Here is a 25,404-nt window from a genome sequence, read left to right on the forward strand (position 1 = left end):
AATCTTTATGCAGATTATGCAGTTGCCTCAACTCCCCTGCCCGGCGCATCTAGGCCCTGCGCAGATATCTGAAAGACGACTCACATGACCAATCTTCTGTCCAAGCTCTTGGCGGACCGCGACTGGCTGATGGCCGACGGGGCCACCGGGACGACCCTCTTTAATATGGGGCTGTCCTCTGGCGACGCGCCGGAGCTGTGGAATGCCGATCACCCTGACCGGATTGCCAAGCTTTATCAGGGCGCGGTCGATGCCGGGTCCGATATCTTTCTGACCAATTCCTTCGGCGGCACCCGCGCGCGGCTCAAACTGCACGACGCGCAGGATCGGGCGTTCGAGCTTTCGAAACTGGCCGCCGAGATCGGCCGCGAAGTTGCCGACAAGGCGGGCCGCCCCGTTGTTGTGGCAGGCTCTGTCGGGCCGACCGGCGAGATCATGGTGCCCATGGGGTCGCTCACCCATGAAAGCGCGGTCGAGATGTTCCATGAACAGGCCGAGGGGCTGAAAGCCGGCGGCGTCGATGTGCTCTGGGTCGAAACCATTTCCGCCGCCGAGGAATTCAAGGCCTTCGCAGAGGCCGCCAAGCTGGCCGACATGCCCTGGTGCGGCACCATGAGCTTTGACACCGCAGGGCGCACGATGATGGGTTTCACCTCTGCCGACATGGCCGCCATGGCCGAAAAGCTCGACCCGCAGCCTCTGGCCTTCGGCGCCAATTGCGGCGTCGGCGCGTCGGACCTCTTGCGCACGGTTCTGGGCTTCCGCGCCTCGGGCACCGATATTCCCTTTATCGCAAAGGGCAATGCGGGCATTCCCAAATATCACGACGGCCATATCCACTATGACGGCACGCCCGAGCTGATGGCGAAATATGCCGTGCTGGCGCGTGATGCCGGGGCCAAGATCATCGGTGGCTGCTGCGGCACCCAGACCGACCACCTGCGCGCGATGAAGGCTGCGCTGGAAAGCACCCCGCGCGGTCCGGCGCCGACACTCGATCAGATCGCAGCCGAGATCGGTGGCTTCTCTTCTGACAGCGACGGCACCGGCGATGACGCCCCGGCAGCCCGCCGCCCCCGCCGCCGCGCACGCGGCTGACCGATACGATGGCACGTGCGATCCGGGCGATATTCCTTGGGCTTGCTGCCCTGGCGAGCATCGTCTGGATCGGCGGCTATCTGTATATCAATGGACTGGCCTGCGCCTTTAGCAACACCAGCCCCTGCCGCATACGCATGCCTTGGCGCATGACCGGCGAAGACATGCTGCTGCTTGTCATCATTCCTGCCACCATCGTTGGGATATTTCTGTTTCTTGCATGGCTTTCGCATCGGCGGATCAAGACCGGCGGCGGGGACAAGTCAGAGTGATGTCAAAACAGGCTCAACTGATCGCCGGGGCGCGGCGGCACCCGGAAGAGATCTGTCCGCAAGGCGGGCATGCGGTGGCTGAGGCCTGCCGCCCTGACCGCCCGCGCGAAACGCTGCTGCAAAAGGTCGGCGTAGATGCCGGTGCCGGTGAGCCGCGTGCCCCACTCGGCGCTGTAATCCTCCCCGCCATGCATCTCGCGCACCCGCGCCATGACACGTGCGGAGCGCAGCGGCACATGTTCCTCCAGCCAGGTCCGAAACAGCGGAGCGACCTCCAGCGGCAGGCGCAGGGCGATCATGCTGGCCCCGGTCGCGCCCGCATCTGCCCCCGCCTTCACGATCTGTTCGATCTCATGATCGGTCAGCCCCGGCACAATGGGAGACGCCATCAGCCGCACCGGAATGCCCGCTGCCGCCAGACGCTCGATGGTCTTGAGCCGCCTTGCCGGCGACGGAACCCGCGGCTCCATCGCACGTGCCAGACCGGAATCGAGCGTTGTCGCCGAAACACCGACCTTGGCCAGCCCCTGCCCCGCCATATCCGCGATCAGGTCGATATCGCGCTCGATCAGCGTGCCCTTGGTCACGATCCCGACCGGGTGGCGAAAGTCGCGCAGCACCTGCAGCAAAGCGCGCATGATTTGCCTCTCCTTCTCAACCGGTTGATAGGGGTCGGTATTGGTTCCGATGGCAATCGGCTGAACATCGTATCCGCGACGAGACAGCTCTTTCGTCAGCACGGCGGGCGCATCGGGCCGGGCAATCAGCCGGGTTTCGAAATCCAGCCCCGGCGACAGGCCCAGATAGGCGTGACTCGGGCGGGCAAAACAGTAGATGCAGCCGTGTTCGCAGCCGCGATAGGGGTTGATAGAACGATCAAAGCTCAGATCGGGCGAGGCATTGCGGGTGATCACCTTGCGCGGGCGCTCATCGGTCACAACAGTGCGCAGCGGCGGCAGGTCCTCTTCAATGTCCCAGCCATCCGGCTCAAAACGGGTTTCCAGCCGGTCGAACCTGTTGACCGGATTGAACCCCGCGCCCCGGCCCTTGCGGCGGGCCTTGTCGATGATCTGATCGAACTCCATGGCATCAATATGGAACAAAAACGGAACATCCACAATCCTGACCTGCATCAAGGTCGGTCACGACTCCACGCGTGTCGCAATTCAGCGCGTCAGATTCGCACGTCCCGGCCAAAAGTCGGGACAGTTCATGAAACCCCCGTTCCGTCAGGGAGCCACAATATGTCCGATGAAGACGAAATCATCCTGTCCGAGCTCGACGATGAAGAGCTTGTGCAGCAGATGTTCGATGACCTCTATGACGGTCTCAAGGAAGAGATCGAAGAGGGTGTGAACATCCTGCTGGAGCGCGGGTGGGAGCCCTACCGCATCCTGACCGAGGCGCTCGTCGGCGGCATGACCATCGTCGGCAAGGATTTCCGGGACGGCATTCTCTTCGTGCCCGAAGTGCTGTTGGCCGCGAACGCGATGAAGGGCGGCATGGCCATCCTCAAGCCGCTCTTGGCTGAAACCGGCGCGCCACGCGTAGGCAAGATGGTCATCGGCACCGTCAAGGGCGACATCCACGACATCGGCAAAAACCTCGTCGGCATGATGATGGAAGGCGCGGGTTTCGAAGTGGTCGATCTGGGCATCAATAACGCCGTGGAAAGCTATCTCGAGGCGCTGGAATCCGAACAGCCCGACATCCTGGGCATGTCCGCCCTGCTGACCACCACCATGCCCTACATGAAAGTCGTCATCGACACGATGGTCGAGACCGGCGTGCGCGACGACTACATCGTGCTGGTCGGCGGCGCGCCCCTGAACGAGGAATTCGGCAAAGCGATCGGCGCAGACGCCTATTGCCGAGACGCCGCCGTGGCCGTGGAGACCGCCAAGGAACTCATGGCGCGCAAGCACAACCAGGCGGCGGCTGGCTGAGATCTCAGCCATTCTTCGCGCCAGGCACCAACACGAAACCAGACCTCGTCTTCAGAAATGGGACGGGGTCTGTCAATTTCCGACCGCCCCCCTGCGCATCTTGTCGGTGGACCTTGCCCAGACGGAACCGGCTGATGCATGCCACAGCCCGTATCACGGCACGCCCTGTGGCAGCGAAAGGTTTGACAAACTGTGAAAGTCGTCTCTAAGAATTGTTAATGCTTTGGCAAGATGGCCTGGAGACAACCTCTTCTGTCCTGACATCAGAGGGGGAACTCACATGGCCGACTATGTCTTTTCGGCGGGCACCGATTATACAATCTACAGCGCGCGTTTTCAGAGTTTTCGATCGTCCGGAAGTTTGTCGGGCGACCTGACCCTAAGCGATGGCGATCCCACAGATTCCGAGTTCACCCATCTGGAAAGCCTCAACCATAGCTTTGCCTCGGGATCAAGCGGAACAAACGGATCGTTCTGGGGCACGATAGAAATCGGCGGAGTTTAGTATCCGTATGCCTACCTCGGGAGCGACGATGTTTATGTGATTGGGATTCAGCTTTCTCAAGCCGCCTACCCCAGTTCGGATGTGCTGCCCGGTTTTGACTCTTCGAGTTTTCCCACCTGCTTCCTGACGGGAAGCCGAATTTTAACACCGACTGGTAGCATTGCTATCGAAGATCTTGCCATCGGTTGCGAGATTTCAACGGCAGAGGGCGGCTGCGTATCGGTAAAATGGATCGGTCGTCAGACCGTCTCCACCCGTTTCGGCCCTGCAGAGCGCCTGATGCCGGTGCGCTTTGCCGCCGGGTCTCTCGGGCAGGGCCTGCCGCACACTGCCCTGACGGTGACCGCAGACCACGGGATGCTGGTGGATGGTGTGATCTGCCACGCGGGTGCTTTGGTGAACGGCACGACGATTGCGCGCGTTCCGCTGGCGGAGATGGGCGAGAGCTACACCGTCTACCACATCGAGACGGAAGCACACGAGATCGTCCTCGCCAATGGCGCACCTGCGGAAACCTTCATCGACAATGTCTCCCGCCGGGTCTTCGACAACTACGCGGAGTTCGAGGCGCTTTACGGAGATGTGCCCGAGATGGAAGAGCTGCCCTATCCTCGCGCCATGAGCGTGCGGCAGGTGCCTGCGGGAATCCTGCAAAAGCTCGCCATGCGGCAGATGGCTTAGGTAGCAATACTGTTTGTAGCCCCCGCCTTTCCTTTGTGCCGCTTATGAAATGGAAAAAGTCCTGCAGCTGCCCGGCAGTGGCTCCATTAGGGTTCGTTGCTCTTAGAGTGATGCCATTTGGCTCTGGCGGAGCTGATGCTCGATGTTCAAAGTGTTGTCTTAAGGTTCGGAAAGCTCTAGGGAATGTACTTGCTGGGTGGCATTCTAACCGCCATCAGGTCTTTGAGTTCAGAATGTCAGGATAATTCAGTGCCAACATATGAAATTTCGGGCTACGCCCTCTATCAGGTCGATACATCGAACAACAACAGCCTGTTCCAGGGAACGACCGTCCAGAATTTCACATTCAATGATGGTGAAGGCGATAGCACATACGAAATAGGCGATGTGCTGGGTGTTGTTTCAGGCAACAACCTGAACTACTTGGGCAACATGTCTGTGCCGCTGGTTGGAGGTGGCTCGATGGAGCTTGCTCTCGTCCAGGGGGCTGCCTCATTTACCGATCCGAATATCATCGAGGTTCTGATCGTGGTTCCCACGGGAATGTCGGTCACCGACTTCATATTCCCAAATCCCATCGACTACTCTGCACGAGAAACCGACGCTTTCCCCACATGTTTTGCTGCAGGAAGTCAGATTTCAACTCCAGAGGGAGAGCGCGCAGTTGAGACACTGCGCATTGGGGACTTGATCGAGACCGCGAATGGGGCTGTGCCTGTCAAATGGATCGGCCACCAGACCGTGTCCACCCGCTTCGGCCCTGCAGAGCGCCTGATGCCGGTGCGCTTTGCCGCCGGGTCTCTCGGGCAGGGCCTGCCGCACACTGCCCTGACGGTGACCGCAGACCACGGGATGCTGGTGGATGGTGTGATCTGCCACGCGGGTGCTTTGGTGAACGGCACGACGATTGCGCGCGTTCCGCTGGCGGAGATGGGCGAGAGCTACACCGTCTACCACATCGAGACGGAAGCACACGAGATCGTCCTCGCCAATGGCGCCCCCGCCGAGACGTTTATCGACAACGTCTCCCGCCGAGCCTTCGACAACTTCGCCGAGTTCGAGACCCTCTATGGCGACGTGCCGGAGATGGAGGAACTACCCTACCCCCGCGCCATGAGCGTGCGGCAGGTGCCCTCCGCGATCCGGGCCAGGTTGTCTGCTCGGATGACGGCCTGATGGCGCCGCAAGGCTGAAGTGCCCAACCACCATCCCGATAGCTGATCCGCTTGCATCAGGCGGCCAAACCTGACCATCTGCGGCCCATGAGACTCTACGCGATCGGAGATGTTCACGGCCATCCGGACCTGCTGCATGACGCGCTGGACCGAATCGAGGCCGACCGCACCCAGACCGGTGATCATGCCGCGCCGGTGGTGCAGATCGGCGATCTGGTGGATCGGGGGCCGGACAGCCGGGGCGTGATCGAGGCACTTATGGACCTGACGGCGCGCGACCCGCGCGTGACGGTCCTGAGGGGCAATCACGACAACATGTTCGCGCTGTTCCTCGACAGCCCGCCGCGCGTTGATCCGCGTCTCAGGGCCGATCTGACCTGGCTGCATCCGCGGCTTGGCGGGAGGGATACGCTGGCAAGCTATGGGGTGGACCCGGACCTGCCCGAGGACCGGCTGCATGCACAGGCGCTGCGCGCCGTTCCGAAGGCGCATCGGGACTTCCTGAACGCCCTGCCCCTGTCGGCCCGCCATGGCGACTGCCTTCTGGTGCATGCCGGTATCCGCCCCGGCGTTGCGTTGGAGGCTCAGGACCCCAGTGACCTTTACTGGATCCGTCACGACTTTCTGGATGATCCCCGAGACCACGGCCCGCTTGTCGTCCACGGGCACACCCCGGTGGATCGGGTCGAGCATCACGGCAACCGGCTGGCCATCGACACGGGCGCGGCCTATGGCGGCCCCCTGTCCGCCGTGGTTATCGAGGCCCGTCAGGTCTGGCTGCTGACCCCTGACGGCCGGCAGGAAATTCGCCCCCATGCCCCCGCGTGACCTGATCCTCATCGGGCTGGTCGTTCTGGCCTGGGGCAGCAACTTCACCGCGATGAAACTGGCGCTGGAAGACCTGCCGCCGTTCCTCTTCGTCGGCCTGCGCTTCGCGATCCTTCTGCCGCTGCTGGCCGTGCTGAAACGCCCGAAAGTGCCGTGGTGGAAGATCGTCGCCGTGGGCGCGTTGATCAATATGGGCCAATTCGCCTTTCTGTTCGCGGCCCTTGCGGCGGATGCCTCGGCGGGGCTGGCCTCTCTCCTGATCCAGACGCAGGTGCCACTGACGATCCTGCTGTCGTTCCTGGTCTTCGGGGAACGCATCCGCCCCCTGCAAGGGGCCGGGCTGCTTGTGGCTGTGGCGGGTCTTGGGGTCTTCGCGCTGTCGGCCGGGGGCAGCGTGTCCTTGATCGGCCTCGGGCTAATCCTGACGGGGGCGCTGTGTTGGGCGCTCGGCAATCTGGTGCTGCGGCGGATGGGACCGGTGAACACGCTGGCGCTGTTTGTCTGGGCGAGCCTCGTGCCCCCCCTGCCAATGCTGGCCCTGTCCATGACCATCGAGTCCCCCACACCCTTTGCCACCCTTGCGGCAATGTCCGCGCAAGGATGGCTGGCAGTCTTCTATGTGGCCATTGCCTCGACGGTTCTGGGCTACTCGCTCTGGGGCGCCCTGTTGGCGCGGCATCCCGCCTCTGACGTTACCCCGTTTGCCTTGCTGATTCCGGTTGTGGGGCTGAGCGTGGCCTGGGTGATGTTGGGTGAACGCCCCTCAATAGCTGACTGGATCGGGGCGGCGATCATCCTGGCGGGGCTGGCGATGATCCAGACCCGCCCGCGTCGCGACCGGTCCGCACCGCGTCGCGCTGGCCCATGAGGACGGATCGCGGGCAGCCTATAGTCATTCCAAGAGCCACGATTCACACACCCCTGCACAGGACTGACCCATGCGCCGTTCCCGCAGCGAGACCGCCAAGGCCGAACCGCTTGCCGCCGGAGAGCCCCTGGAGGACAACACCCTGACCCGCGCGGGGCTGGCCGCGGAGGGCAAAGGCAAGATCCTGCTGCTGGCCTGCGGGGCACTGGCCCATGAAATCGTGGCGTTGAAGCGGATCAATGGCTGGACGCATCTGGACCTGCACTGCCTGCCCGCCATTCTGCACAACAGCCCCGAGCGCATCCCGGATGCCGTGGAGGCCGCCGTCACGAAATACCGCGCGCAATACGAGGACATCTTCGTCGTCTATGCCGATTGCGGCACCGGAGGCCTGCTGAAGGCGCGTTGCGAGGCGCTCGGGGTCGAGATGCTGCAGGGCCCGCATTGCTATTCCTTCTTCGAAGGCAATCTGGCCTTTGCTGCGCGGGCAGAGGACGAGATCACCGCCTTCTATGTCACCGATTTCCTTGTCCGCCAGTTCGATGCCTTCGTCACCAGACCACTGGGGCTGGATCGCCACCCGGAGCTGCGGGACATGTATTTCGGCAACTATAGGAAACTGATCTACCAAGCGCAGACGAAAAACCCGGTTCTTCTTGAAAAGGCAAAGGCTTGCGCGGCGTTCTTGAATCTTGAATTCGAGCACCGCTTCACCGGCTATGGGGATCTGGCCACCGAGCTGGAAACTGTCGCGGAGCGGTGAGGCCGGGCGCGGACAACCGCTTTGAAAGCAGTTTCTTCAAGGGCGCTTTCAAGCGCCTTGGTCGCGCCTAGCCCAATGCGGCGGTCTGACCGGCGAGCAGGCGGATCCGCTCCACCATCGCGCGCAGCCCGTTCGAGCGTTGCGATGACAGGTGATCGTTCAACCCAAGCCGCGCCAGTTCGCCACCGGCATCGACCTTCAGCACCTCGGCCACGCTCAGCCCCGAATAAAGCGCATGCAGCACCGCAATCAGCCCGCGCACGATCATCGCGTCGCTATCCCCGCGAAAGCAGAACACCGCGCCCGGCCCCTCGCCTTCGATCTCGGGCAGGATCCAGACCTGGCTGGCGCAACCGTCAACCTTGGTTGCAGACACTCGGAACGCATCCTCCAGCGGGTCCATCGCCTTGCCCAGTTCGATCACGTGACGATAGCGTTCTTCCCAATCGTCGAGAAACTCGAACGTGTCGGCAATCTCTTCGAACGCGTCGGTGGCCATGCGTGTCTCCGTCTTCTACCCGCCACAGACCTAGGGCGATGCGCCCCAAAGGTCCAGAGGCGCTTTTCAACCTGTCCTCAATGCGCTAGGCAAGAGCAGATGACAGGCGGAGACAACCGATGACCCCTCGCTTTCTGATGGCCCTTCTTGTGGTGGTGCTTGGTCTGACCGGCTGTGCGTCCCGTCTGAACCCGATGAACTGGTTCGGCCGTGATCGCGAGGAACGGGTGCAGATCAGCGAAACCGTCGCCGCCCCGGTGGATGACCGCCAACTGGTGACCGAGGTGATCAGCCTCAGTGTCGACCCCCTGCCCGGAGGGGCTATCGTGCGCGCCATGGGCCTGCCCCCGCGCCAGGGCTATTGGGAGGCCGATCTGGTCGAGGTGGGCCGCGAAGACGGCGAGATCGTCTTCGAATTCCGCGTCTACCGCCCCGTCGATGCCAATACGCGCGTCGGCACCCAGAGATCGCGCGAAATTCTCGCGGGCACGTCGCTGACCACGCAGGACCTTGCAGGGATTCGCCAGATCGTCGTCGTCGCACAGCAGAACCGCCGAAGCGTCAGCCGCCGCTAACAGTCCCGCCTGAGCGTGGCGCGCGGCCGGTTTCTGGCCCCGAATGCTCTGCGACCCGCAAGACCGGCCAGCCTTTGGGGGCCTGCCTTGCAGGATCAGGTCAGGGCAACGATCTTGACCCGCTGCCCCTTGGCGGAAAGAGCAATCTCTCCGTTGCAGAGCCGCATCGCGTCCTTGCCGAACACCTCCAGCCGCCAGCCATGCGCCCAGAGCCCGTCACGACCGCCGCAGGCGATATCGTCGAGATCGGCGCTGGAGGCGATCAGTTTCTGCGCCACCCCGGCCTCTTCGGCCTTCGCCTTCAACAGCACCCGCAGCAGATCCGCCAAGGCCGGGTTCAAAGCCGACCGGTCCGGCGCATTCGCGGGTTTCGGATGGCGATCGGCGGGCATCTCCAGGCCCCGCTTGACGGCTTCGAGGATTCCGTCACCGATATCGCCCTTGCGCGCCTCGCGCTGCAGCAGCCGGGACTTGCCAAGGTCCTGCGCGCTGCGTGGCTTGGTCGAGGCCAGTTCCAGCAGAACGTCATCCTTCATGATCCGGTTGCGCGGCACGTTGCGCGTCTGCGCGGTCGTCTCGCGAAACTCCGCCAGCTCCTTCAGGACGGCCAGGAACTTGCCCGAATTGGTCCGCGTCTTGACCCGTTTCCAGGCATCCTCTGGCGTCACCACATAGGCGTCGTGATTGGTCAGAACCTTCAGTTCCTCTTCCATCCACGCGGTGCGCCCGGTGCGCTCCAGCTCGCCCGACAGGTATTCGTAGATCTGGCGCAGATGCGTCACATCGGCCAGCGCATAGGACTTCTGCGCCTCCGACAGGGGGCGGCGCGACCAATCGGTGAAGCGGCTGGACTTATCAAGGCTCGCCTTGGCGATCCGGCGCACCAGGGTCTCATATCCCACCTGTTCGCCAAATCCGCAGACCATGGCCGCAACCTGCGTGTCAAAAAGCGGCGTGGGCATGACATCGCCGTCGACATGGAAGATCTCCAGATCCTGCCGCGCCGCGTGGAACACCTTGACCACGCTTTCATTCCGGAAAAGCTCGTAAAGCGGCTCCAGCGACATGCCCTCGGCCAGCGGGTCGATCAGAACCGCATCGGCCACATCCGTGCCCGGCAGCGCCAGCTGCACGAGGCAAAGCTGCGCGAAATAGGTGCGTTCCCTGAGGAATTCGGTGTCGACGGTAACGTAGGGCACTTTTGCGGCGCGGGCGCAGAATTCGGCCAGCGCGTCGGTCGTGGTCAGGGTCTGGGGCAAACGGGCGCCATCCTTCTTTTTCTTGGCTGTAGCGGGACATCCGCCGATCCTCCCGTGATAGGCCAGCCAGCCGGGAATGAAAAGAGCTCACCCCCCCTTCATCTTGGCACCAAATACCTCCGCCGGAGGCATCCTGCCCTCTCCACCGGTCCAAGTCTCACATCTGACAAACCGGCACTCCCCCAAGTCCGTGGCAACGCGGCCCTTCGATGCCTCCCGCGCAAGCGGGGGGTTGAGAAGGGCCGCTCCCGGGTCGGCGCGCGATGCGCGGCGAAACCGCTCAGGGCAGCAGGATCGGGGTCCGGTCGCCCGCTGCGAAACGGCGCAGTACGGCGGGGTAGAGCCTGTGTTCCTCGACCAGCACCCGCGCGGCGAGGGTCTCGGGCGTGTCATCCGCCAACACCGGCACCCGCGCCTGCCCGAGGATCGGGCCATCGTCCAGTTCCGGCGTCACCTCATGGACAGTGCAGCCATGCTCCGCATCCCCCGCTTCCAGCGCGCGGGCATGGGTGTGAAGACCCCGGTACTTAGGCAACAAAGAAGGATGAATGTTCAGCATCCTGCCCTGGTAGCGGCCCACGAACCCCCCGGTCAGCACCCGCATGAACCCCGCAAGGCAGAGGATATCGGGTCGCGCGCCATCGACCACCTGCGCCAGCTCCGTCTCGAAAGCGGCGCGGTCGCCCTTGAAAGGGCGATGGTCCACAACGGCCGTGGGCACGCCCATGGCACGGGCCTTGGCCAGCCCGCCCGCCTCCGGCAGGTTGGAGATCACGAGACAGGGTCGCGCGGGGTGATCGCCCGTCATGCTTTCGACAAGCGAGACCATGTTGGACCCGCCCCCCGAAATGAAGATCGCGACCCGACGCGTCACGTCAGGGTGCCGCTGTAGCGGATGCCCCCGCCCGCAACCACATGCCCAAGCCGCGCGACGGTCTCGCCCTCGGCCTCCAGCAGCGCCGCCAGAGCCTCGGCCCGGTCGGCGGCCACGACCACCACCATTCCGATGCCGGAATTGAAGGTTTTCAGCATCTCGGCCTCATCGAGCCCGCCTTCGGACATCAGCCATTTGAAGACCGGAGAAAGTGCCCAGGATCCAAGGTCGATCTCGGCCCCCATCCCGTCAGGCAGCACGCGCGGCAGGTTCTCGGTCAGCCCGCCGCCGGTGATATGGGCCAGCGCATGCACCCCCCCTGCCCGCACGGCGGCCAGCGCCTGCGTCACGTAAAGCCGTGTCGGGGCCAGCAATTCCCGGCCAAGGCTCTCGCCCCCGAATGGCGATGCTGCGTCCCAGGCCAGCCCCGACCGTTCCACGATCCGGCGCACCAGCGAATAGCCGTTGGAATGGACCCCATCGGACCCAAGCCCGAGCAGAACATCGCCCTCGGCCACGCCGTCCGGCAGCGACGCCCCGCGTTCCATTGCCCCTACGGCGAAGCCCGCAAGGTCGAAATCCCCCGGCGCGTACATGCCCGGCATCTCTGCCGTTTCGCCGCCGATGAGTGCACAGCCAGAACGTTTGCAACCCTCGGCAATGCCCTCGATGATCGTGGCGGCATCAGACACATCGAGCTTACCGGTGGCAAAGTAGTCCAGAAAAAAGAGCGGCTCGGCCCCCTGGCACACGAGGTCGTTCACGCACATGGCCACCAGGTCGATCCCGATCGTGTCGAACACGCCGGTGTCAATGGCGATCTTCAGCTTCGTACCAACACCATCCGTCGCGGCCACAAGAACCGGGTCGTCGTAGCCCGCGGCCCTGAGGTCAAACAGCGCCCCAAAGCCGCCAAGCCCCGACATAACGCCGGGCCGAGTGGTGGCCTTGGCGGCGGGCTTGATCCGCTCCACCAGCTCGTTACCCGCGTCGATATCGACACCCGCCTCAGCGTAGGTCAGCCCCTGTTTTCCGTCCGTCATGGCCCGCTCCTTCAAACTTGGCGTCCTGCTAGCAGGGGCCACGGGACGAGTCCATTGCCAGCGTGACGCGGGGACGAGCAATGCAAGACTTGCAGAAAACGCATCCGTGACTATGGTTTCTCGGGCCTTCGCTGTGTCGCCGTCCACGCGTGATTGAAAATCAAAAGCTTAAGACTGGAAACTGCCTTATGCCCACCTCAACGTTCATGAATTTCAGCGCACTGTTTTTTCAAGGCTCCATTTCGGGAAACACGCTGACGATCAGCAGTTCCGTGGCGAACCTATCGGGGGGCAACTACCTTTGGGACATGGATGACAGCACAACGATTAATTCCGGCGACATTCTGGCGTTGAGCGGTTCTGTCCAGGCTCCCTACTCCGGCTACGGGATCATCCCGCTCGGAACCACGACGATGTATCCGATCTTTGGACCTGACGGCGGTGGACGCTACTGGATCCCGCATGACAACACGCTCAACATTAGCCAGTTTGGCGTGACGAACACTGTCCAGCCGCTATCGGTCTTCTGCTTTCACGCCGGGACGCAGATCAGCACCCCGACCGGGGAGGTAGAGGTAGAAAACCTGACCATCGGTGATCCTGTCCTGACTGCAGAGGGCCACGTCGTCCCGATCAAATGGATCGGCCGCCAGACCGTGTCCACGCGTTTCGGGCCAGCCGAACGGCTGATGCCGGTCCGCTTTGCCGCCGGGTCGCTCGGCGATGGCCTGCCGCAGTTCGATCTGACGGTCACGGCGGATCACGGGATGCTGGTGGATGGCGTGATCTGCAATGCGGGTGCGTTGGTGAATGGCACGACCATCACTCGTGTGCCTCTGGCCGAAATGGGCGAGAGCTACACCGTCTATCATATCGAAACCGAAGCCCATGAGATCATCCTCGCCAACGGTGCCCGGGCAGAGACGTTTATCGACAACGTCTCCCGCCGCGTCTTTGACAATTACGCCGAGTTCGAAGCGCTCTATGGCGACGTTCCGGAGATGGAAGAACTGCCCTATCCCCGCGCCATGTCAGCGCGGCAGGTGCCAAACAGGATCAAGGCGCAGTTGAGCATGGACTGCACCGCCTGACCGAGAGGGAAACCGGGCGCAGCGAAAGAACCCCCTTGCAACGGGATCGGCCCTGTCTTGCTGCGTCTCTGAAGGGATCATTGCTCTTGAGTGAAATGTCCCGCCTGATCGACCTTAAAGTCGGCACGCCTTCGAGTTTCAGCATCCTGTACCGGGGCAGACAGGCCACATCGCGCCTATTTGCACGACTCAACCCCAGATCGAAAATCTTTCTGTTAACTTTCGTTAACATATATGCAAAACCGTATTTGCACAGAATCAGCCGACGGCGAGACACCTTTTTACAAGCGGGGGACTAAGGGCATTTTTCACCCTCCCAATCTCCGTTCGGCCCAGTTTTATTGATGGGTAGCGCAGCACATGGCCATATACATCGTTGAAACCCGAGACCGGTATGACGGTTCGACAGGAAACTCCGCCAATCCAAACTACAACGTAACACAGCTGACGGAAGTCAGCGGCACGTTCACCAACGGCGAAGCAGTCGTGCATTCCCCGGGAGGCGGGGGCGACAGCTTTATCTATGTTGGCACATATGACGACGGCACGACTGTTTGGGGTGTTCTTCAGGAATCCGGCGGGGACTACATGCTGTTCAGCGGCGATGCATCGGCAACGCCCCCCGCCTCGATCGTGATTGCCAACATCACCACGGACCCGCTGTTGGTGTGCTTCCACGAAGGAGCCCAGATCGACACGCCGGATGGGACACAATCGGTTGAAACCCTTTCGATTGGAGATCTGGTGATCTCTGCGGATGGACACCACCTCTCGGTCAAATGGATCGGTCGCCGGACCGTTGCGCCGCGCTTCGGACCCGCAGAACGCCTGATGCCGGTGCGGTTTGCCGCCGGATCTCTCGGCGATGGCCTGCCGAATGCCGATCTGACAGTGACCGCCGATCACGGGATGCTCGTGGATGGAGTGATCTGCCATGCGGGTGCGTTGGTGAACGGAGACAGCATCACCCGCGTTGCACTGTCAGACCTGGATGAGCGCTATACGGTCTATCATATCGAGACCGAGGAGCACGCAATCATCCTCGCAAACGGCGCCCCTACCGAGACCTTTATCGACAATGTGTCCCGAAGGGCCTTCGACAACTACGCGGAGTTCGAAGCGCTTTACGGGTTCGTTCCCGAAATGCACGAACTGCCTTACCCGCGCGCCATGTCCGCAAGGCAGGTTCCCGCCCGGATTCGCGCAAAGCTTCAAGGCGGTGTGCAAAAGACAATAGCCTGATTTCAATTTCATTTTCACAAGAAGAGGGCCTTTTGGGCCCTCTTTTTTATACCAAATGACGTCAATCATTAACAGAGAACACCATTTTATATCTACCAGAATTAACAAATGTCTTGACTAAATGAACAGGCCAGAGACATTCTTCAAATGTCCCGATGATCTAAATAAGAGTTCCGACACAATAAACTGCGGCGCTTGTCGGAGGGAACGATTTACTGCCCGATTCACGGGCTCAGACCATAAGGAAAGCATCATGGCAGAACCATATTTGGGTCAGATTTATCTGGTTGGATACAACTTTGCGCAACGGGGTTTTGCGTTTTGCGACGGGCAGCTTTTGCCGATATCCTCCAATTCTGCGCTGTTTTCCTTGCTTGGCACCATGTATGGCGGCGATGGTCGGACAACATTCGGATTGCCGGATTTGAGAGGTCGGGTCGCAATAGGCCGCGGTGATGGTCCCGGGTTGACTCCAAGAGTCATGGGGCAACGCGGCGGCGAAGAACGTAATACCCTCACGATCAACCAGATGCCGTCCCACACGCATACGGGGGCAATTCACGGGGAATCTGCGCCTGCAACCCAGGGTTCGCCCGGCGGGAACATGCTTGGCCTTGGTAATTTCTATGCCAGCGTGGGCGCCGGTCCTGATCTTCAAATGGCCTCGGAATCCATTACAATAGCCAATAACGGCGGCGGTCAGTCCTTCAACATCATGCCACCCTACCTTGTTCTGAACTACGAGATCGCACTTCAGGGTCTGTTCCCGTCGCGCAGCTAAGCCATCAGACGGCGGCCGCTGCATACCCTTGCCGCGGCCACTGCTGATCATCGTATTTCAAGGAGGATGCCATGACATCTGACACCAAGCTGAGTCGGCGAAGCTATCTGGCCAGCCAGGCCGCAATCGCGGCGACAGCGACTGCCCTGCCATCTGCCGCGTTGGCCCATGCCGATCTGGATCCGGTTTCATCCGGACCCGTAAACTGGAGGACGGCTACCGCAGCTGATCTGCGACGGTTCATCGGTGACCGGTTCCGGGTCACGTCGCCTGACGGGTCTGTCACGGTCCTGCATCTGATTGACGTGGAAGCCAGGCCCTTCGGCCCCGATGCGCCCGCCGACCTGCCCCGTGCCGAAGCGGTGAGCGCCGTATTCGACAGCCCCGACAAGGCCCCGCTCGTCGAAACCGGCCACATGACCCGGCGCATCAGCCATATGCATCTGGGCAGTGCGGATCTGTTCCTTGGCCCGGTGCACACGCGTGACGGGTCAGACTTGCTGGAACTGACCCTGAGCTGACGCCCCGCAGCAGCGAACATATGGCCTGCCGCACATAGTGTGGCGGGCCTGAACGTTGAAATCAGAAGGGAAATCCTGATGCAGCTGACGCGTGGCAAGATCGGCTTTCGCATAATCGAAAACGCTGACCGGGCCTTTCTCTTCGATCTCTATGCCTCCACGCGCGAGTGGGAGTTTCAGCAGACCAGCTGGACCGAAGCAGACTGGCGGGACTTCCTGCAAGGACAGTTTGCCGCTCAGGATCTGCATTACCAGCGGGCATTCCCGAATGCGATCAGGCGGATCATCCAGATTGACGGGCGCGATATCGGGCGGCTTTACCTCGACCGGCAGGATGACTGCCTGCGCATCATCGAGCTTTCGCTGATCCCGGAGGCGCGCGGGCGCGGGATCGGCACCGATCTGCTGCGCAGCCTGATGAACGAGGCCCATGGCGGCAAGGTTCCGGTGCGTCTGCATGTGGAAAAGCACAGCCCGGCGCTCAACCTCTATCTCCGCCACGGCTTTCGCGCCGTATCGGACGCGGGTCACCATATCGCGATGGAGTGGATGCCGAATACCGCCCCGAGAGAAATCTGAAGGTCAGTTGAACACGGTCTCATAAAGCATGCAGTCGTGATCCTGTCGGAACGGTTTGACAAACATTTCGACCTGCCCGATGCCCGAATGCTCGACCGTGTACATTCCAGAAGACAGCATCGGCTCGCGCGGTCCCTCCCATGTCAGGGCAAAGGCTTTGCGCGGCGGATACAGAACTCCGTCAATCTCAAGGTGGTTGTCACGCACCATCGAGCCTTGAAATATCTTTACGTTGTCCAGAAGCAATTCGATCGACTGCCCTGCACCTTTCACAGAAAAACACTGCCCTACAAATGGTTCGAAGGATTCGTGTGTTGCGCTGATCAGGTCAATGGTCACAGGGACCTCCCAATTTGGTCATAGACGATCTGACCCCAGGATTTATCAAATGAAACGCGCATGCAAGGGAAATGCCCTGAGCCAAGAGCCGCATTTGATTGACAATGGTCAATGTCTTGCATCATCAATAAATAGTATCCATGCATGGCTGCATTAAGAAACTCAGATTGCTATCTTGCCGCCTAACGGCAACACGCGTACAGTTCGGGCAACATTGCTGATCTGGCACATATTCTGAAAAGTTCGCCTTGATGAGCGTGTGACATTTTTTTTCAAGGGGGTGCGGAATGCCCAATGTGAGTTTGCCCGATACACTGTTCTTCCAAGGCAGCACTGGTGGCGGGACGATAACACCGACAACGACTTTCACTGACACAAACTTCGGTGGTGCATCAGTTAACGACACCAATAATGACGGAGACATGGACGCTGTCGACAACTATTTCGGTTTTGCTGCCTATACAGGGTTCACGATCGAAATTAACGGCAATGACTATGCTGTATTCGAAAGTGGCGGCTTCTACTACGTCCCCTATGATCCCAGCTTTGACGACCTGTCCAGCCTGAACGGAACGTCTGTAACCCAGCCCTTCACCAATGCCGGGGATGATGCGGTTGTGGTAAACTGCTTCCTGGCTGGCACCAGCATTGCAACCGTTGAAGGCGAGGTAGCAGTAGAAACCCTGGCGATCGGTGACACGGTGCTGAACGCTGATGGCGCAGAGGTCGCCGTGAAATGGATCGGGCGGCAGACGGTCAAGACCATGTTCAAACCCGCTGAACGTGTGGCGCCCGTGCGCTTTGCCGCCGGGTCGCTTGGCGAGGGATTGCCCGTGTCCGATCTGACGGTCACCGCCGATCACGGCATGCTGGTCGATGGCGTCATCTGCCACGCAGGGGCGCTTGTGAATGGCACCACCATCACCCGTGTTCCGATGGAGGAGATGGGCGAAAGCTACACCGTCTACCACATTGAGACCGAGGCGCATGAGATCATCCTAGCAAACGGCGCCCCGGCCGAGACCTTCATCGACAATGTGAGCCGCCGGGTGTTCGACAATTACGCCGAGTTCGAGGCGCTTTATGGCGATGTGCCGGAAATGGAAGAACTGCCCTATCCCCGTGCCATGAGCGCCCGGCAGGTGCCGGCGCATATCGCGCGTTTGCTCGGCGTGTCGAAAGTCGCCTGACCCAACCCCAAGATCGGATGCGGGGGCCTGATCGGCCCTCGCGACGGGCTTGACCCCGCCCTCCATCCTGATATTTCCTCGCTTCGGCGGGCCTGTAGCTCAATTGGTTAGAGCAGAGCGCTCATAACGCTTTGGTTGCGGGTTCAAGTCCTGCCGGGCCTACCAAAACACCGCCTTCACCGCGCCAGCACAAGATCGACACGCAGCCCGCCCATCTCATCGGAACGCGACAGGCGCATGGTGCCGCCATGACTGCGGGCGATGTCATTGGCGATGGCCAGACCCAGCCCGACGCCCCCCCCACGGTTCTGGTTGCGCGCCTCGTCCAGCCGGGCAAAGGGACGAATGGCCCGGTCCCGATCCTCGGGGGCAATGCCTGGCCCGTCATCCTCCACGCTAAAGCGCACCGCCCGATCCAGAACCGTCAGCGTCAGCCTTGCGCTGCTGCCATAGCGCAGCGCGTTGACCAGAAGATTCGACAGGGCACGCTTGACCGCGCCGGGGCGCAGGGCGACCTCCGGGGCCGATTCAGGCAGCACGAGCTCTACCTGCCCGCCCATGCGGATCGCATCATCGACGACTGTGCGCGCAAGGGCCAGGACGTCGACGCTTTCCGGATCATCCAGCGCATCGGCCCGGGCGAAATCCAGAAACGCGGTCAGCAGGGACTCCATCTCTTCGACATCGCGCAGCAGGTCGTCGGTCTCCGGCCCCGAATCCAGCATGGACAGACCCAGTTTCAGCCGGGTCAGCGGCGTGCGCAGGTCGTGGCTGACCCCCGACAGCATCATGGTCCGCTGCTCGATCTGCCGCTCGATCCGCGCCCGCATGTCCAGAAAGGCGCGGCCAGCGGCCCGTACTTCCAGCGCGCCCGAGGGCTTGTAAGGCGCGACTCTGCCCTTGCCGAAGGCCTCTGCCACCCGCGCCAGCCGCCGGATCGGCCGCACCTGATTGCGCAGAAAGACGAAGGCCACGGCGGTCATCAGAATCCCTGTCAGGATCATGATGACGAACAGCTGATGCGGGTTGGAGGCCGACACGCGCCGCCGGTCGATCTCCAGCGTCAGGGTTTCCTGCCCGCGCCCCAATGCCAGAAAAACCCGACGGTCGTTGCGCGCAAGGTCGATCCAGACGATCTCCGGCACCATCCCCTGCAAGGTCGAAATCACGACGCGCCCCGACAAGTCATACCAACGGCGCGATACATTGGTTTCGGAAACCCAGTCCGGTACGGCCCCCTCGCTTCGCGCAAGATCGAGCCGCGCAGCCACTGCCATGGCGGCCTCGGCCCCGTCCGCCTGCAAATGGTCCGACACCAGCCGCAGGTCGTGCCCAAGCGCCGAGGTCAGTTGCCAGGTGACATCCTCGAAATGGCGTTGCAGGAAGGCCACCGACACGACAAGCTGCAATGACACGATGGGCACCACAAGGATCAGCGCGGCCCGGCCATAGAGCCCCCGTGGCAAGAATTGTTTGAGCCAGTCCCATTGCATGGACCCATCTAACCCCGCGACCGGGGCAGAGGAAAGAGATATGACCGCAACCCTGTTGGAACCCGGCCTGCGCCGGATCACCGCCCCGAACCCCTCGCCCATGACCCTGCACGGCACCAACACCTTTCTGGTTGGGGAACGGGACATCGCGGTGATCGACCCGGGCCCCGCGATCGAGAGCCACTTGCACAGGATCCTGGATGCCCTGGAGCCGGAGCAACGGATCAGCCACATCCTCGTCACCCATTCGCATCTCGATCATTCCCCCCTCGCCCGCCCCCTGTCCGAGGTCACGGGGGCACCGGTTCTGGCCGCCGGGCCCAGTGACTGGGGCCGCTCGTCCACCATGCAGAACCTGGCCGATGCGGGCGGGATCGGTGGTGGTGAGGGGGTCGACCGGGAGTTCACCCCCGACCGGATGATCACGGATGGCGAGGTGATTGCCGGCGACGGCTGGCAGATCGAGGTTGTGTCCACGCCGGGCCACATGGCCAATCACCTGTCATTCGCCTGGAACGGTGCGCTCTTCTCCGGCGATCTGGTCATGGGATGGTCCACCTCGCTGATCTCCCCCCCCGATGGCGACCTCACCGCCTTCCGAAGCTCGCTGACCAGGCTGGCCGCGCGCGGTGACCGGCTCTACTACCCTGCCCATGGCGAGGCCGTCCGGGATCCGGCCCTGCGCTGCCGGGAGCTGCTGGATCACCGGACCGGGCGCGAGGCGCAGATTCTGGCGGCGCTGCAATCGGGCCCGGCCACCCCTGCCGAACTGACCGCCCGCATCTACACGGATCTCGACCCACGCCTCGCACCGGTCGCCGAACGCAACGTTCTGGCACATCTCATTGATCTAGTTGAAAGAAATCTGGCCACCGCACATCCGAAACTCGCCATATCCGCCCACTTTCACACCGCATGAGGATTTCTTCCATTTTTTCCCGCAAACCCTCTGGACGCCCGAAAACGAGGTTGCTATATCCCCCTCAGTTCCGGCGTAGCTCAGCGGTAGAGCAGTTGACTGTTAATCAATTGGTCGTAGGTTCGATCCCTACCGCCGGAGCCAAAATCCCCAGGTAGATAAGAGATTTACGAGACACCTCAGCGAGGTGGATCATTGGGTGTTTGGCGCTTGTCAGCGCATTGTAACGAATTTCCAGTTGATCTGCCCCCCGTTGGTCCCTCGTGCGTGACGAGAGTCTACGGGTCGGATTCTGATCATCATGGGTTTCGGTTTGGGCGAGAGCGCCGGGCGCGGAGCCGTCGAACTGCTCGGTGGCCCTCGCTTGCGCCCCCAGGCTCAGGCAGCTTCCCGCCAAGCTGAAATGCACGACTTTGGATATCCGCAGGCAACATCAGCTAAAATGACCGGCACCTATATGAGGTAAAATAATACCACATTATTAAGAGTTTGATTTTAAAGCATAAAACAAAATCCTGAATTGAAAATAGCTGTTGACCCGCCCCCGGAAATCGTTAGAACACGCCCATCCGACGGGGGGCCATCGCCCCTCGTTCGTTCTTGAGATGATCCGAGGGTCGCATCGGCCCCGGCCCCGCAAGGAAAAGACAGATGAAAACCTTCACCGCTACCCCGGCGGATATCGACAAGAAATGGATCCTGATCGACGCCGAGGGCGTTGTTCTGGGCCGTCTCGCCTCGATCATCGCCATGCGCCTGCGCGGCAAGCACAAGGCGTCCTTCACCCCCCACATGGACATGGGTGACAACGTGATCGTCATCAATGCTGACAAGATCCAGCTGACGGGCAACAAGCGCAACAAGCCCAACTACTGGCACACCGGGCACCCGGGCGGCATCAAGTCCCGCACCACCGGCCAGATCCTGGAAGGCAAGTACCCCGAACGCGTGGTCATGCAGGCTGTCAAGCGCATGCTGCCCGGCGGCCCGCTGAGCCGCAAGCAGATGACCAACCTGCGCGTCTATGCCGGTGCCGAACATCCGCATGAGGCCCAAGAGCCCACCGTGCTGGATGTGAAATCCATGAACTCCAAGAACACGCGGAGCTGATACCATGGCTGAAACCATTACCTCGCTCGAAGAGCTGCAGGCCGTGGCCGGTGGCGACGCTGCCACCCCCGCGATCGACCTCGAAACCCCTCGTGAACCGCAGCGCGACGCGCTTGGCCGTTCCTATGCCACCGGCAAGCGGAAAGACGCTGTCGCCCGCGTGTGGATCAAGCCGGGGTCCGGCAAGGTCACCGTGAACGGCAAGGAAATGAGCGCCTATTTCGCCCGTCCGGTGCTGCAGATGATCCTGCGCCAGCCCTTCACCGTCGCCGGTCGCGAAGACCAGTTCGACGTGATGGCCACCGTCAAGGGCGGCGGCCTTTCCGGTCAGGCCGGTGCAGTCAAGCACGGCATCTCGGTGGCGCTGCAGCGCTACGAGCCGTCCCTGCGCGGCGCGCTGAAAGCGGCTGGCTTCCTGACCCGTGACAGCCGCGTGGTGGAACGCAAGAAGTTCGGCCGCCGCAAGGCCCGCCGGAGCTTCCAGTTCTCCAAGCGCTGATTGCGCGGAAGACTATCGCGACCATTCGAAAGGGCTGCATGTTTTGCAGCCCTTTTTTCGTGCGCATCGGCTTTCCAGAACCTGCCCTGTCAGCGCGTCAGCACCGCCGAGACCGGGGCCAGCGCCACCGCCTCGGACCGACTGCCAAGTGCCCAGGAAAACAGCGCCGTCACCGTATCGGAATAGGTATGCCCCACGACGATCACGCCCCCTTCCTGCCCGGCGGCAAAAGCGGCGCGGTCGAGATAGCGGGTGATGACCGTGGCGCGTTCGCGTTCGCTGTCGATCTCGCGGAACAGCGTGGCTGCCGGAACCGCCGCGCGGGTGGCCGTCTGTTCGGCCGCGTTCAGCCCGCGCGGATAGGCCACCAACCCGTGGCCAGTCTCTGCCAACACCTCGACAACCCCATCGAGCACTTCGCGCCGCCCCTGGATCGCCCCCTCTGAGGTATCGAGCACGGCCACCGCTTCCGGCAGCCTGTCAAACCCGCGCGTCAGCACCTCTTCCGCCTGCGCAGGTTCGGTATCCTCGGTAAAGATCTCGGCCAGAAGCAGCACTTCGAACCCGGCGGCGCGGTAGGTGGTGGCGGCCTCGGCGGCATCGGGGCGGCGCGGGTCGATGGCGAAGGCGACGGGGAAATCAAATCGGGTCAGCGCGTCGCGGCCAAGCGGAAACGAGGGGTCGTCGATCAGGATCACCGCCATCAAGGGGCGGGATTCCTCGGCGTCGAAGGGGGTGGCGAAGGCGTCGATGGCCCTGCGGGGCGCATCGGGCTCGGCCGCGTCACCCGTTTCGACGGGCTGGAGAGGGCGGCCAAGCGGGGCTGTCTCTGTCTGTGCCTCGGGGCCGGTCTCGATCTGCGGCAGGCCAAGCGGCGCGGGCTGCTCCTCTGCCACCGGCGGCGAGGGGTCGAGCGTGGCCGAGGGCGACGCCACCGGGGTGCCGAGCGTCGGCGCGGCAGAGGGGGCCTGAAGGCTGTCCATGGCCTCGGGCTGCGGGGCGGGGGCGGTGTCGGGCAGGCTTGGCCCGGTCGGCGTGGGCAGGGCGGTGATGGCCTGCGGCGCACCGGCCGGGGCGGTGTCGATCCCCGGCAGGGCGGCAGCGGTTTCCTCGGGCGGGCGGTTGAACTCGGACCCTGCGGGCAGCGGAATTTCCGAGGCTGGTTGCGATGCGGTGCCCTGCCCGGTCGCCGGGGCAGCCTCGGGTGCGTCCGCCTCCACAGACGCGGCCTCTGGCATGGCATCAGTGGTTTCGGCCGGTTCTACCGAGACTGCCGGCTGTTCCGACGCCTGCTGCGGCGTGGCTTGGCCCTGCTGCGGACGATCGGGCAATGGCATACCGAGCGACAACAGCGCCGCCCCGATGATGGCGACGAACGCACCCCAGATCAGACCTGAAATCAGACCTCTGCCCATGTCTTTCACCCTCTCGATACGTGTCCTGCGCCCCGAAAGGAACGCTTCACATCCAAATAGCCCCAGCCAGTGGCCGTTCTGTGGGTGCATGGGTTGACCATGCCCTGCGGCCCTGCGCATGTATAACCCGGCGCGCGGGTAAGGCGCACCCCTTTTTGCGACGAGGACCCACGGGCATGCTTCTGCTCATCGATAATTACGACAGTTTCACCTATAATCTGGTGCATTACCTGGGCGAACTGGGATGCGTGCCGCATGTGGTGCGCAACGACGCGCTGGATGTGCAGCAGGCGATGGCGCTCAACCCCGCCGGAATCGTGCTCAGCCCCGGCCCCTGCGACCCGGCGCAGGCGGGGATCTGCCTGTCGCTGACCGCCGCCGCTGCCGAAACCGGAACGCCGCTGCTTGGCGTGTGCCTGGGGCATCAGACCATCGGCGAGGCCTTCGGCGGCAAGGTGGTGCGTTGCCACGAGATCGTGCATGGCAAGATGGGGGAAATCCATCACGCGGGCAAAGGCGTGTTCGAAGGCCTGCCCTCGCCCCTGCAAGGCACGCGCTATCATTCGCTGGTCGTGGAGCGTGAGAGCCTGCCCGACTGCCTGGAGGTGACCGCCTGGCTTGAGGATGGAACGATCATGGGCCTGCGCCACAAGGAATTGCCGATTGAAGGCGTGCAGTTCCATCCCGAAAGCATCCGCTCCGAACATGGGCATGCCATGCTGAAAAGCTTCCTGCAAACCGTGCCCGGCGCGTTGCAGGAGGAACCGGCATGAGCGACCAGATGAAACCCCTCATCGCTGCCGTGGCCGAGCGCAGCCTGACCGCGGAAGAGGCGGAACGCGCCTTCGGTCTTCTTTTCGACGGTGAGGCGACCGACGCCCAGATCGGCGGCATGCTGATGGCCATGCGCGTGCGCGGAGAAACGGTCGAGGAGATCGCCGCCGCCGCCAAGGTGATGCGCGGCAAATGCGTAGCCGTGCACGCGCCCGAGGGCGCTATGGATATCGTCGGAACCGGCGGTGACGGCAAGGGCACACTGAACATCTCCACCGCGACGGCCTTCGTGGTGGCAGGCGCGGGGGTGCCCGTGGCCAAGCATGGCAACCGCAACCTCAGTTCCAAGTCCGGGGCGGCGGATGCGCTTGGCCAGATGGGCGTCAATGTGATGGTCGGTGCGCCGGTGGTGGAGAAAGCACTGAAAGAAGCAGGAATCGGTTTCATGATGGCGCCGATGCATCACCCCGCGATTGCCCATGTGATGCCGACCCGGCAACAGCTTGGCACGCGGACGCTGTTCAACGTGCTGGGGCCATTGACCAATCCCGCAGGCGTCAAGCGCCAGCTGACCGGCGCTTTTGCCCCCTGGCTCATCCGCCCCATGGCCGAGGTTCTGGGCGCTTTGGGGTCCAAGGCCGCGTGGCTGGTGCATGGATCGGATGGCACGGATGAGCTGTCGATTGCGGGTCCGTCCGCCGTGGCGGCGCTGAAGGATGGCGAGATCGAGGAGTTCGAGATCACCCCCGCCGATGCGGGCCTGCTCGTGCACCCGTTCGAAGCCATTCTCGGCGGCACGCCGGAGGAGAACGGCGTGGCGTTCCGGGCACTTCTGTCCGGTGAAGGCGGGGCCTATCGCGATGCAGTCCTGCTGAACGCGGCGGCGGCGCTGCTGGTGGCAGGCGTGGTCGGGACGTTGCCGGAAGGGGCGGAACGCGCGGCACAAAGCATCGATTCCGGCGCAGCGCTGAACGCGGTGGAAACGCTGGCTCGGGTCACTTCCGCCGCCTGAGATTCGCGGGAGCGTTCAGGTGCACGGGACGCGGTTTCGAAACCGCGTCAGAA

General features: G+C 62.4%; 29 protein-coding genes and 2 tRNA genes. 23 read left to right on the plus strand and 8 right to left on the minus strand.

Translation table 11 applies throughout. The features are described from left to right. Window positions 1-84 precede the first annotated feature (84 nt). The gene (gene bmt / locus ACOOEX_RS11090; protein ID WP_420394895.1) at window positions 85-1,098 is read left to right on the plus strand and encodes a betaine--homocysteine S-methyltransferase; all 1,014 of its coding nucleotides are present in this window, start codon (window positions 85-87) and stop codon (window positions 1,096-1,098) included. Between the two features lie 8 nt (window positions 1,099-1,106). Then, complete coding sequence (locus ACOOEX_RS11095) at window positions 1,107-1,370, plus strand: methionine synthase (protein WP_420394896.1); 264 nt, start codon at window positions 1,107-1,109, stop codon at window positions 1,368-1,370. Window positions 1,371-1,372: 2 nt separating this feature from the next. On the opposite strand, the gene ACOOEX_RS11100 is transcribed toward ACOOEX_RS11095, so the two are convergent. Beyond that, window positions 1,373-2,455, minus strand: a complete 1,083-nt coding sequence (locus ACOOEX_RS11100; protein WP_420398364.1) for a PA0069 family radical SAM protein — start codon at window positions 2,453-2,455, stop codon at window positions 1,373-1,375. 159 nt (window positions 2,456-2,614) lie between these two features. Here ACOOEX_RS11100 and ACOOEX_RS11105 point away from each other — a divergent pair, with 159 nt between their 5' ends. From ACOOEX_RS11105 to ACOOEX_RS11135, 7 genes are all read left to right on the plus strand, one after another. Continuing rightward, window positions 2,615-3,316 carry a corrinoid protein gene (locus tag ACOOEX_RS11105; protein WP_420394897.1) on the plus strand — a complete coding sequence of 234 codons (702 nt, stop codon included), beginning with the start codon at window positions 2,615-2,617 and terminating at the stop codon, window positions 3,314-3,316. Between the two features lie 280 nt (window positions 3,317-3,596). Continuing rightward, window positions 3,597-3,821: a hypothetical protein gene (locus ACOOEX_RS11110; RefSeq protein WP_420394898.1), complete on the plus strand. Its 225-nt coding sequence runs from the start codon at window positions 3,597-3,599 to the stop codon at window positions 3,819-3,821. An 81-nt stretch (window positions 3,822-3,902) separates the two neighbouring features. Beyond that, window positions 3,903-4,502, plus strand: coding sequence for a Hint domain-containing protein (locus ACOOEX_RS11115; RefSeq protein ID WP_420398365.1), 600 nt, complete (start codon window positions 3,903-3,905; stop codon window positions 4,500-4,502). Between the two features lie 249 nt (window positions 4,503-4,751). Continuing rightward, a complete protein-coding gene (locus ACOOEX_RS11120) occupies window positions 4,752-5,678 on the plus strand; it encodes a Hint domain-containing protein (RefSeq protein ID WP_420394899.1) in 927 nt (308 codons plus the stop codon). An 86-nt stretch (window positions 5,679-5,764) separates the two neighbouring features. After that, window positions 5,765-6,505: a metallophosphoesterase family protein gene (locus tag ACOOEX_RS11125; protein WP_420394900.1), complete on the plus strand. Its 741-nt coding sequence runs from the start codon at window positions 5,765-5,767 to the stop codon at window positions 6,503-6,505. Beyond that, window positions 6,492-7,373, plus strand: coding sequence for an EamA family transporter (locus tag ACOOEX_RS11130; protein ID WP_420394901.1), 882 nt, complete (start codon window positions 6,492-6,494; stop codon window positions 7,371-7,373). The genes ACOOEX_RS11125 and ACOOEX_RS11130 overlap by 14 nt, the downstream gene beginning before the upstream one ends. Window positions 7,374-7,443: 70 nt before the next feature. Then, window positions 7,444-8,136: a DUF1638 domain-containing protein gene (locus ACOOEX_RS11135; RefSeq protein WP_420394902.1), complete on the plus strand. Its 693-nt coding sequence runs from the start codon at window positions 7,444-7,446 to the stop codon at window positions 8,134-8,136. A 67-nt stretch (window positions 8,137-8,203) separates the two neighbouring features. Here the strand turns inward: ACOOEX_RS11135 and ACOOEX_RS11140 are convergent, their stop codons facing one another. Beyond that, window positions 8,204-8,635, minus strand: a complete 432-nt coding sequence (locus ACOOEX_RS11140; protein ID WP_420394903.1) for a SufE family protein — start codon at window positions 8,633-8,635, stop codon at window positions 8,204-8,206. 119 nt (window positions 8,636-8,754) lie between these two features. Between ACOOEX_RS11140 and ACOOEX_RS11145 the strand changes: the two genes are divergently transcribed. Beyond that, window positions 8,755-9,210: a hypothetical protein gene (locus tag ACOOEX_RS11145; protein ID WP_420394904.1), complete on the plus strand. Its 456-nt coding sequence runs from the start codon at window positions 8,755-8,757 to the stop codon at window positions 9,208-9,210. Between the two features lie 95 nt (window positions 9,211-9,305). Here the strand turns inward: ACOOEX_RS11145 and rnd are convergent, their stop codons facing one another. From rnd to purM, 3 genes are all read right to left on the minus strand, one after another. Next, the gene (gene rnd / locus ACOOEX_RS11150; protein ID WP_420394905.1) at window positions 9,306-10,469 is read right to left on the minus strand and encodes a ribonuclease D; all 1,164 of its coding nucleotides are present in this window, start codon (window positions 10,467-10,469) and stop codon (window positions 9,306-9,308) included. Window positions 10,470-10,749: 280 nt separating this feature from the next. After that, the gene (purN, locus tag ACOOEX_RS11155) at window positions 10,750-11,298 is read right to left on the minus strand and encodes a phosphoribosylglycinamide formyltransferase (RefSeq protein ID WP_420398366.1); all 549 of its coding nucleotides are present in this window, start codon (window positions 11,296-11,298) and stop codon (window positions 10,750-10,752) included. Window positions 11,299-11,339: 41 nt separating this feature from the next. After that, complete coding sequence (purM, locus tag ACOOEX_RS11160; protein ID WP_420394906.1) at window positions 11,340-12,386, minus strand: phosphoribosylformylglycinamidine cyclo-ligase; 1,047 nt, start codon at window positions 12,384-12,386, stop codon at window positions 11,340-11,342. A gap of 188 nt (window positions 12,387-12,574) precedes the next feature. On the opposite strand from purM, the gene ACOOEX_RS11165 reads away from it, so the two are divergent. The 5 genes from ACOOEX_RS11165 to ACOOEX_RS11185 all read left to right on the plus strand — a co-directional run bounded on the left by ACOOEX_RS11165 (window position 12,575) and on the right by ACOOEX_RS11185 (window position 16,600). Further along, window positions 12,575-13,477, plus strand: a complete 903-nt coding sequence (locus tag ACOOEX_RS11165) for a Hint domain-containing protein (protein ID WP_420394907.1) — start codon at window positions 12,575-12,577, stop codon at window positions 13,475-13,477. A 360-nt stretch (window positions 13,478-13,837) separates the two neighbouring features. Further along, the gene (locus ACOOEX_RS11170) at window positions 13,838-14,719 is read left to right on the plus strand and encodes a Hint domain-containing protein (RefSeq protein ID WP_420394908.1); all 882 of its coding nucleotides are present in this window, start codon (window positions 13,838-13,840) and stop codon (window positions 14,717-14,719) included. A gap of 253 nt (window positions 14,720-14,972) precedes the next feature. Beyond that, complete coding sequence (locus tag ACOOEX_RS11175; RefSeq protein ID WP_420394909.1) at window positions 14,973-15,500, plus strand: phage tail protein; 528 nt, start codon at window positions 14,973-14,975, stop codon at window positions 15,498-15,500. Window positions 15,501-15,571: 71 nt separating this feature from the next. After that, the gene (locus ACOOEX_RS11180; RefSeq protein ID WP_420394910.1) at window positions 15,572-16,021 is read left to right on the plus strand and encodes a DUF6916 family protein; all 450 of its coding nucleotides are present in this window, start codon (window positions 15,572-15,574) and stop codon (window positions 16,019-16,021) included. Between the two features lie 78 nt (window positions 16,022-16,099). Next, window positions 16,100-16,600, plus strand: coding sequence for a GNAT family N-acetyltransferase (locus tag ACOOEX_RS11185; protein ID WP_420394911.1), 501 nt, complete (start codon window positions 16,100-16,102; stop codon window positions 16,598-16,600). A 3-nt stretch (window positions 16,601-16,603) separates the two neighbouring features. On the opposite strand, the gene ACOOEX_RS11190 is transcribed toward ACOOEX_RS11185, so the two are convergent. Then, entirely contained in the window at window positions 16,604-16,939 is a 336-nt protein-coding gene (locus ACOOEX_RS11190; protein WP_420394912.1) for a DUF6916 family protein, read from the minus strand. Window positions 16,940-17,361: 422 nt separating this feature from the next. On the opposite strand from ACOOEX_RS11190, the gene ACOOEX_RS11195 reads away from it, so the two are divergent. Further along, on the plus strand, window positions 17,362-18,129 hold the full coding sequence (locus ACOOEX_RS11195) for a Hint domain-containing protein (RefSeq protein WP_420394913.1): 768 nt from the start codon (window positions 17,362-17,364) through the stop codon (window positions 18,127-18,129). Window positions 18,130-18,217: 88 nt separating this feature from the next. Next, window positions 18,218-18,294 (plus strand) — tRNA-Ile (locus ACOOEX_RS11200). Between the two features lie 11 nt (window positions 18,295-18,305). Here the strand turns inward: ACOOEX_RS11200 and ACOOEX_RS11205 are convergent. Next, window positions 18,306-19,622: an ATP-binding protein gene (locus tag ACOOEX_RS11205; protein WP_420394914.1), complete on the minus strand. Its 1,317-nt coding sequence runs from the start codon at window positions 19,620-19,622 to the stop codon at window positions 18,306-18,308. A 40-nt stretch (window positions 19,623-19,662) separates the two neighbouring features. Here ACOOEX_RS11205 and ACOOEX_RS11210 point away from each other — a divergent pair, with 40 nt between their 5' ends. The 4 genes from ACOOEX_RS11210 (at window position 19,663) to rpsI (ending at window position 22,150) form a co-directional block, all read left to right on the plus strand. After that, window positions 19,663-20,541, plus strand: coding sequence for an MBL fold metallo-hydrolase (locus tag ACOOEX_RS11210; RefSeq protein ID WP_420394915.1), 879 nt, complete (start codon window positions 19,663-19,665; stop codon window positions 20,539-20,541). 69 nt (window positions 20,542-20,610) lie between these two features. Next, window positions 20,611-20,685: transfer RNA gene (locus ACOOEX_RS11215), tRNA-Asn, on the plus strand. A 507-nt stretch (window positions 20,686-21,192) separates the two neighbouring features. Next, window positions 21,193-21,651, plus strand: a complete 459-nt coding sequence (rplM, locus tag ACOOEX_RS11220; protein WP_071691649.1) for a 50S ribosomal protein L13 — start codon at window positions 21,193-21,195, stop codon at window positions 21,649-21,651. Window positions 21,652-21,655: 4 nt separating this feature from the next. Continuing rightward, on the plus strand, window positions 21,656-22,150 hold the full coding sequence (gene rpsI / locus ACOOEX_RS11225) for a 30S ribosomal protein S9 (RefSeq protein ID WP_071691650.1): 495 nt from the start codon (window positions 21,656-21,658) through the stop codon (window positions 22,148-22,150). A gap of 89 nt (window positions 22,151-22,239) precedes the next feature. Here rpsI and ACOOEX_RS11230 read toward each other — a convergent pair whose 3' ends face one another. After that, entirely contained in the window at window positions 22,240-23,565 is a 1,326-nt protein-coding gene (locus ACOOEX_RS11230) for a divergent polysaccharide deacetylase family protein (protein ID WP_420394916.1), read from the minus strand. A 176-nt stretch (window positions 23,566-23,741) separates the two neighbouring features. Between ACOOEX_RS11230 and ACOOEX_RS11235 the strand changes: the two genes are divergently transcribed. Beyond that, window positions 23,742-24,338, plus strand: coding sequence for an aminodeoxychorismate/anthranilate synthase component II (locus ACOOEX_RS11235; RefSeq protein ID WP_420394917.1), 597 nt, complete (start codon window positions 23,742-23,744; stop codon window positions 24,336-24,338). Continuing rightward, window positions 24,335-25,351 carry an anthranilate phosphoribosyltransferase gene (gene trpD / locus ACOOEX_RS11240; protein ID WP_420394918.1) on the plus strand — a complete coding sequence of 339 codons (1,017 nt, stop codon included), beginning with the start codon at window positions 24,335-24,337 and terminating at the stop codon, window positions 25,349-25,351. Before ACOOEX_RS11235 ends, trpD begins: the two co-directional genes overlap by 4 nt. Window positions 25,352-25,404 lie beyond the last annotated feature (53 nt).

The organism is Nioella sp., from assembly GCF_965215655.1.
Classification (GTDB): Bacteria; Pseudomonadota; Alphaproteobacteria; order Rhodobacterales; family Rhodobacteraceae; genus Nioella.

What these genes read in the sequence shown, in the direction of transcription:
- bmt (WP_420394895.1), top strand. Translation starts at nt 85, where the DNA reads ATGACCAATCTTCTGTCCAAGCTCTTGGCGGACCGCGACTGGCTGATG.
- ACOOEX_RS11095 (WP_420394896.1), top strand. Translation starts at nt 1,107, where the DNA reads ATGGCACGTGCGATCCGGGCGATATTCCTTGGGCTTGCTGCCCTGGCG.
- ACOOEX_RS11100 (WP_420398364.1), bottom strand. Translation starts at nt 2,455, where the DNA reads ATGGAGTTCGATCAGATCATCGACAAGGCCCGCCGCAAGGGCCGGGGC.
- ACOOEX_RS11105 (WP_420394897.1), top strand. Translation starts at nt 2,615, where the DNA reads ATGTCCGATGAAGACGAAATCATCCTGTCCGAGCTCGACGATGAAGAG.
- ACOOEX_RS11110 (WP_420394898.1), top strand. Translation starts at nt 3,597, where the DNA reads ATGGCCGACTATGTCTTTTCGGCGGGCACCGATTATACAATCTACAGC.
- ACOOEX_RS11125 (WP_420394900.1), top strand. Translation starts at nt 5,765, where the DNA reads ATGAGACTCTACGCGATCGGAGATGTTCACGGCCATCCGGACCTGCTG.
- ACOOEX_RS11130 (WP_420394901.1), top strand. Translation starts at nt 6,492, where the DNA reads ATGCCCCCGCGTGACCTGATCCTCATCGGGCTGGTCGTTCTGGCCTGG.
- ACOOEX_RS11135 (WP_420394902.1), top strand. Translation starts at nt 7,444, where the DNA reads ATGCGCCGTTCCCGCAGCGAGACCGCCAAGGCCGAACCGCTTGCCGCC.
- ACOOEX_RS11140 (WP_420394903.1), bottom strand. Translation starts at nt 8,635, where the DNA reads ATGGCCACCGACGCGTTCGAAGAGATTGCCGACACGTTCGAGTTTCTC.
- ACOOEX_RS11145 (WP_420394904.1), top strand. Translation starts at nt 8,755, where the DNA reads ATGACCCCTCGCTTTCTGATGGCCCTTCTTGTGGTGGTGCTTGGTCTG.
- purN (WP_420398366.1), bottom strand. Translation starts at nt 11,298, where the DNA reads ATGGTCTCGCTTGTCGAAAGCATGACGGGCGATCACCCCGCGCGACCC.
- purM (WP_420394906.1), bottom strand. Translation starts at nt 12,386, where the DNA reads ATGACGGACGGAAAACAGGGGCTGACCTACGCTGAGGCGGGTGTCGAT.
- ACOOEX_RS11165 (WP_420394907.1), top strand. Translation starts at nt 12,575, where the DNA reads ATGCCCACCTCAACGTTCATGAATTTCAGCGCACTGTTTTTTCAAGGC.
- ACOOEX_RS11170 (WP_420394908.1), top strand. Translation starts at nt 13,838, where the DNA reads ATGGCCATATACATCGTTGAAACCCGAGACCGGTATGACGGTTCGACA.
- ACOOEX_RS11175 (WP_420394909.1), top strand. Translation starts at nt 14,973, where the DNA reads ATGGCAGAACCATATTTGGGTCAGATTTATCTGGTTGGATACAACTTT.
- ACOOEX_RS11180 (WP_420394910.1), top strand. Translation starts at nt 15,572, where the DNA reads ATGACATCTGACACCAAGCTGAGTCGGCGAAGCTATCTGGCCAGCCAG.
- ACOOEX_RS11185 (WP_420394911.1), top strand. Translation starts at nt 16,100, where the DNA reads ATGCAGCTGACGCGTGGCAAGATCGGCTTTCGCATAATCGAAAACGCT.
- ACOOEX_RS11195 (WP_420394913.1), top strand. Translation starts at nt 17,362, where the DNA reads ATGGACGCTGTCGACAACTATTTCGGTTTTGCTGCCTATACAGGGTTC.
- ACOOEX_RS11205 (WP_420394914.1), bottom strand. Translation starts at nt 19,622, where the DNA reads ATGCAATGGGACTGGCTCAAACAATTCTTGCCACGGGGGCTCTATGGC.
- ACOOEX_RS11210 (WP_420394915.1), top strand. Translation starts at nt 19,663, where the DNA reads ATGACCGCAACCCTGTTGGAACCCGGCCTGCGCCGGATCACCGCCCCG.
- rplM (WP_071691649.1), top strand. Translation starts at nt 21,193, where the DNA reads ATGAAAACCTTCACCGCTACCCCGGCGGATATCGACAAGAAATGGATC.
- rpsI (WP_071691650.1), top strand. Translation starts at nt 21,656, where the DNA reads ATGGCTGAAACCATTACCTCGCTCGAAGAGCTGCAGGCCGTGGCCGGT.
- ACOOEX_RS11230 (WP_420394916.1), bottom strand. Translation starts at nt 23,565, where the DNA reads ATGGGCAGAGGTCTGATTTCAGGTCTGATCTGGGGTGCGTTCGTCGCC.
- ACOOEX_RS11235 (WP_420394917.1), top strand. Translation starts at nt 23,742, where the DNA reads ATGCTTCTGCTCATCGATAATTACGACAGTTTCACCTATAATCTGGTG.
- trpD (WP_420394918.1), top strand. Translation starts at nt 24,335, where the DNA reads ATGAGCGACCAGATGAAACCCCTCATCGCTGCCGTGGCCGAGCGCAGC.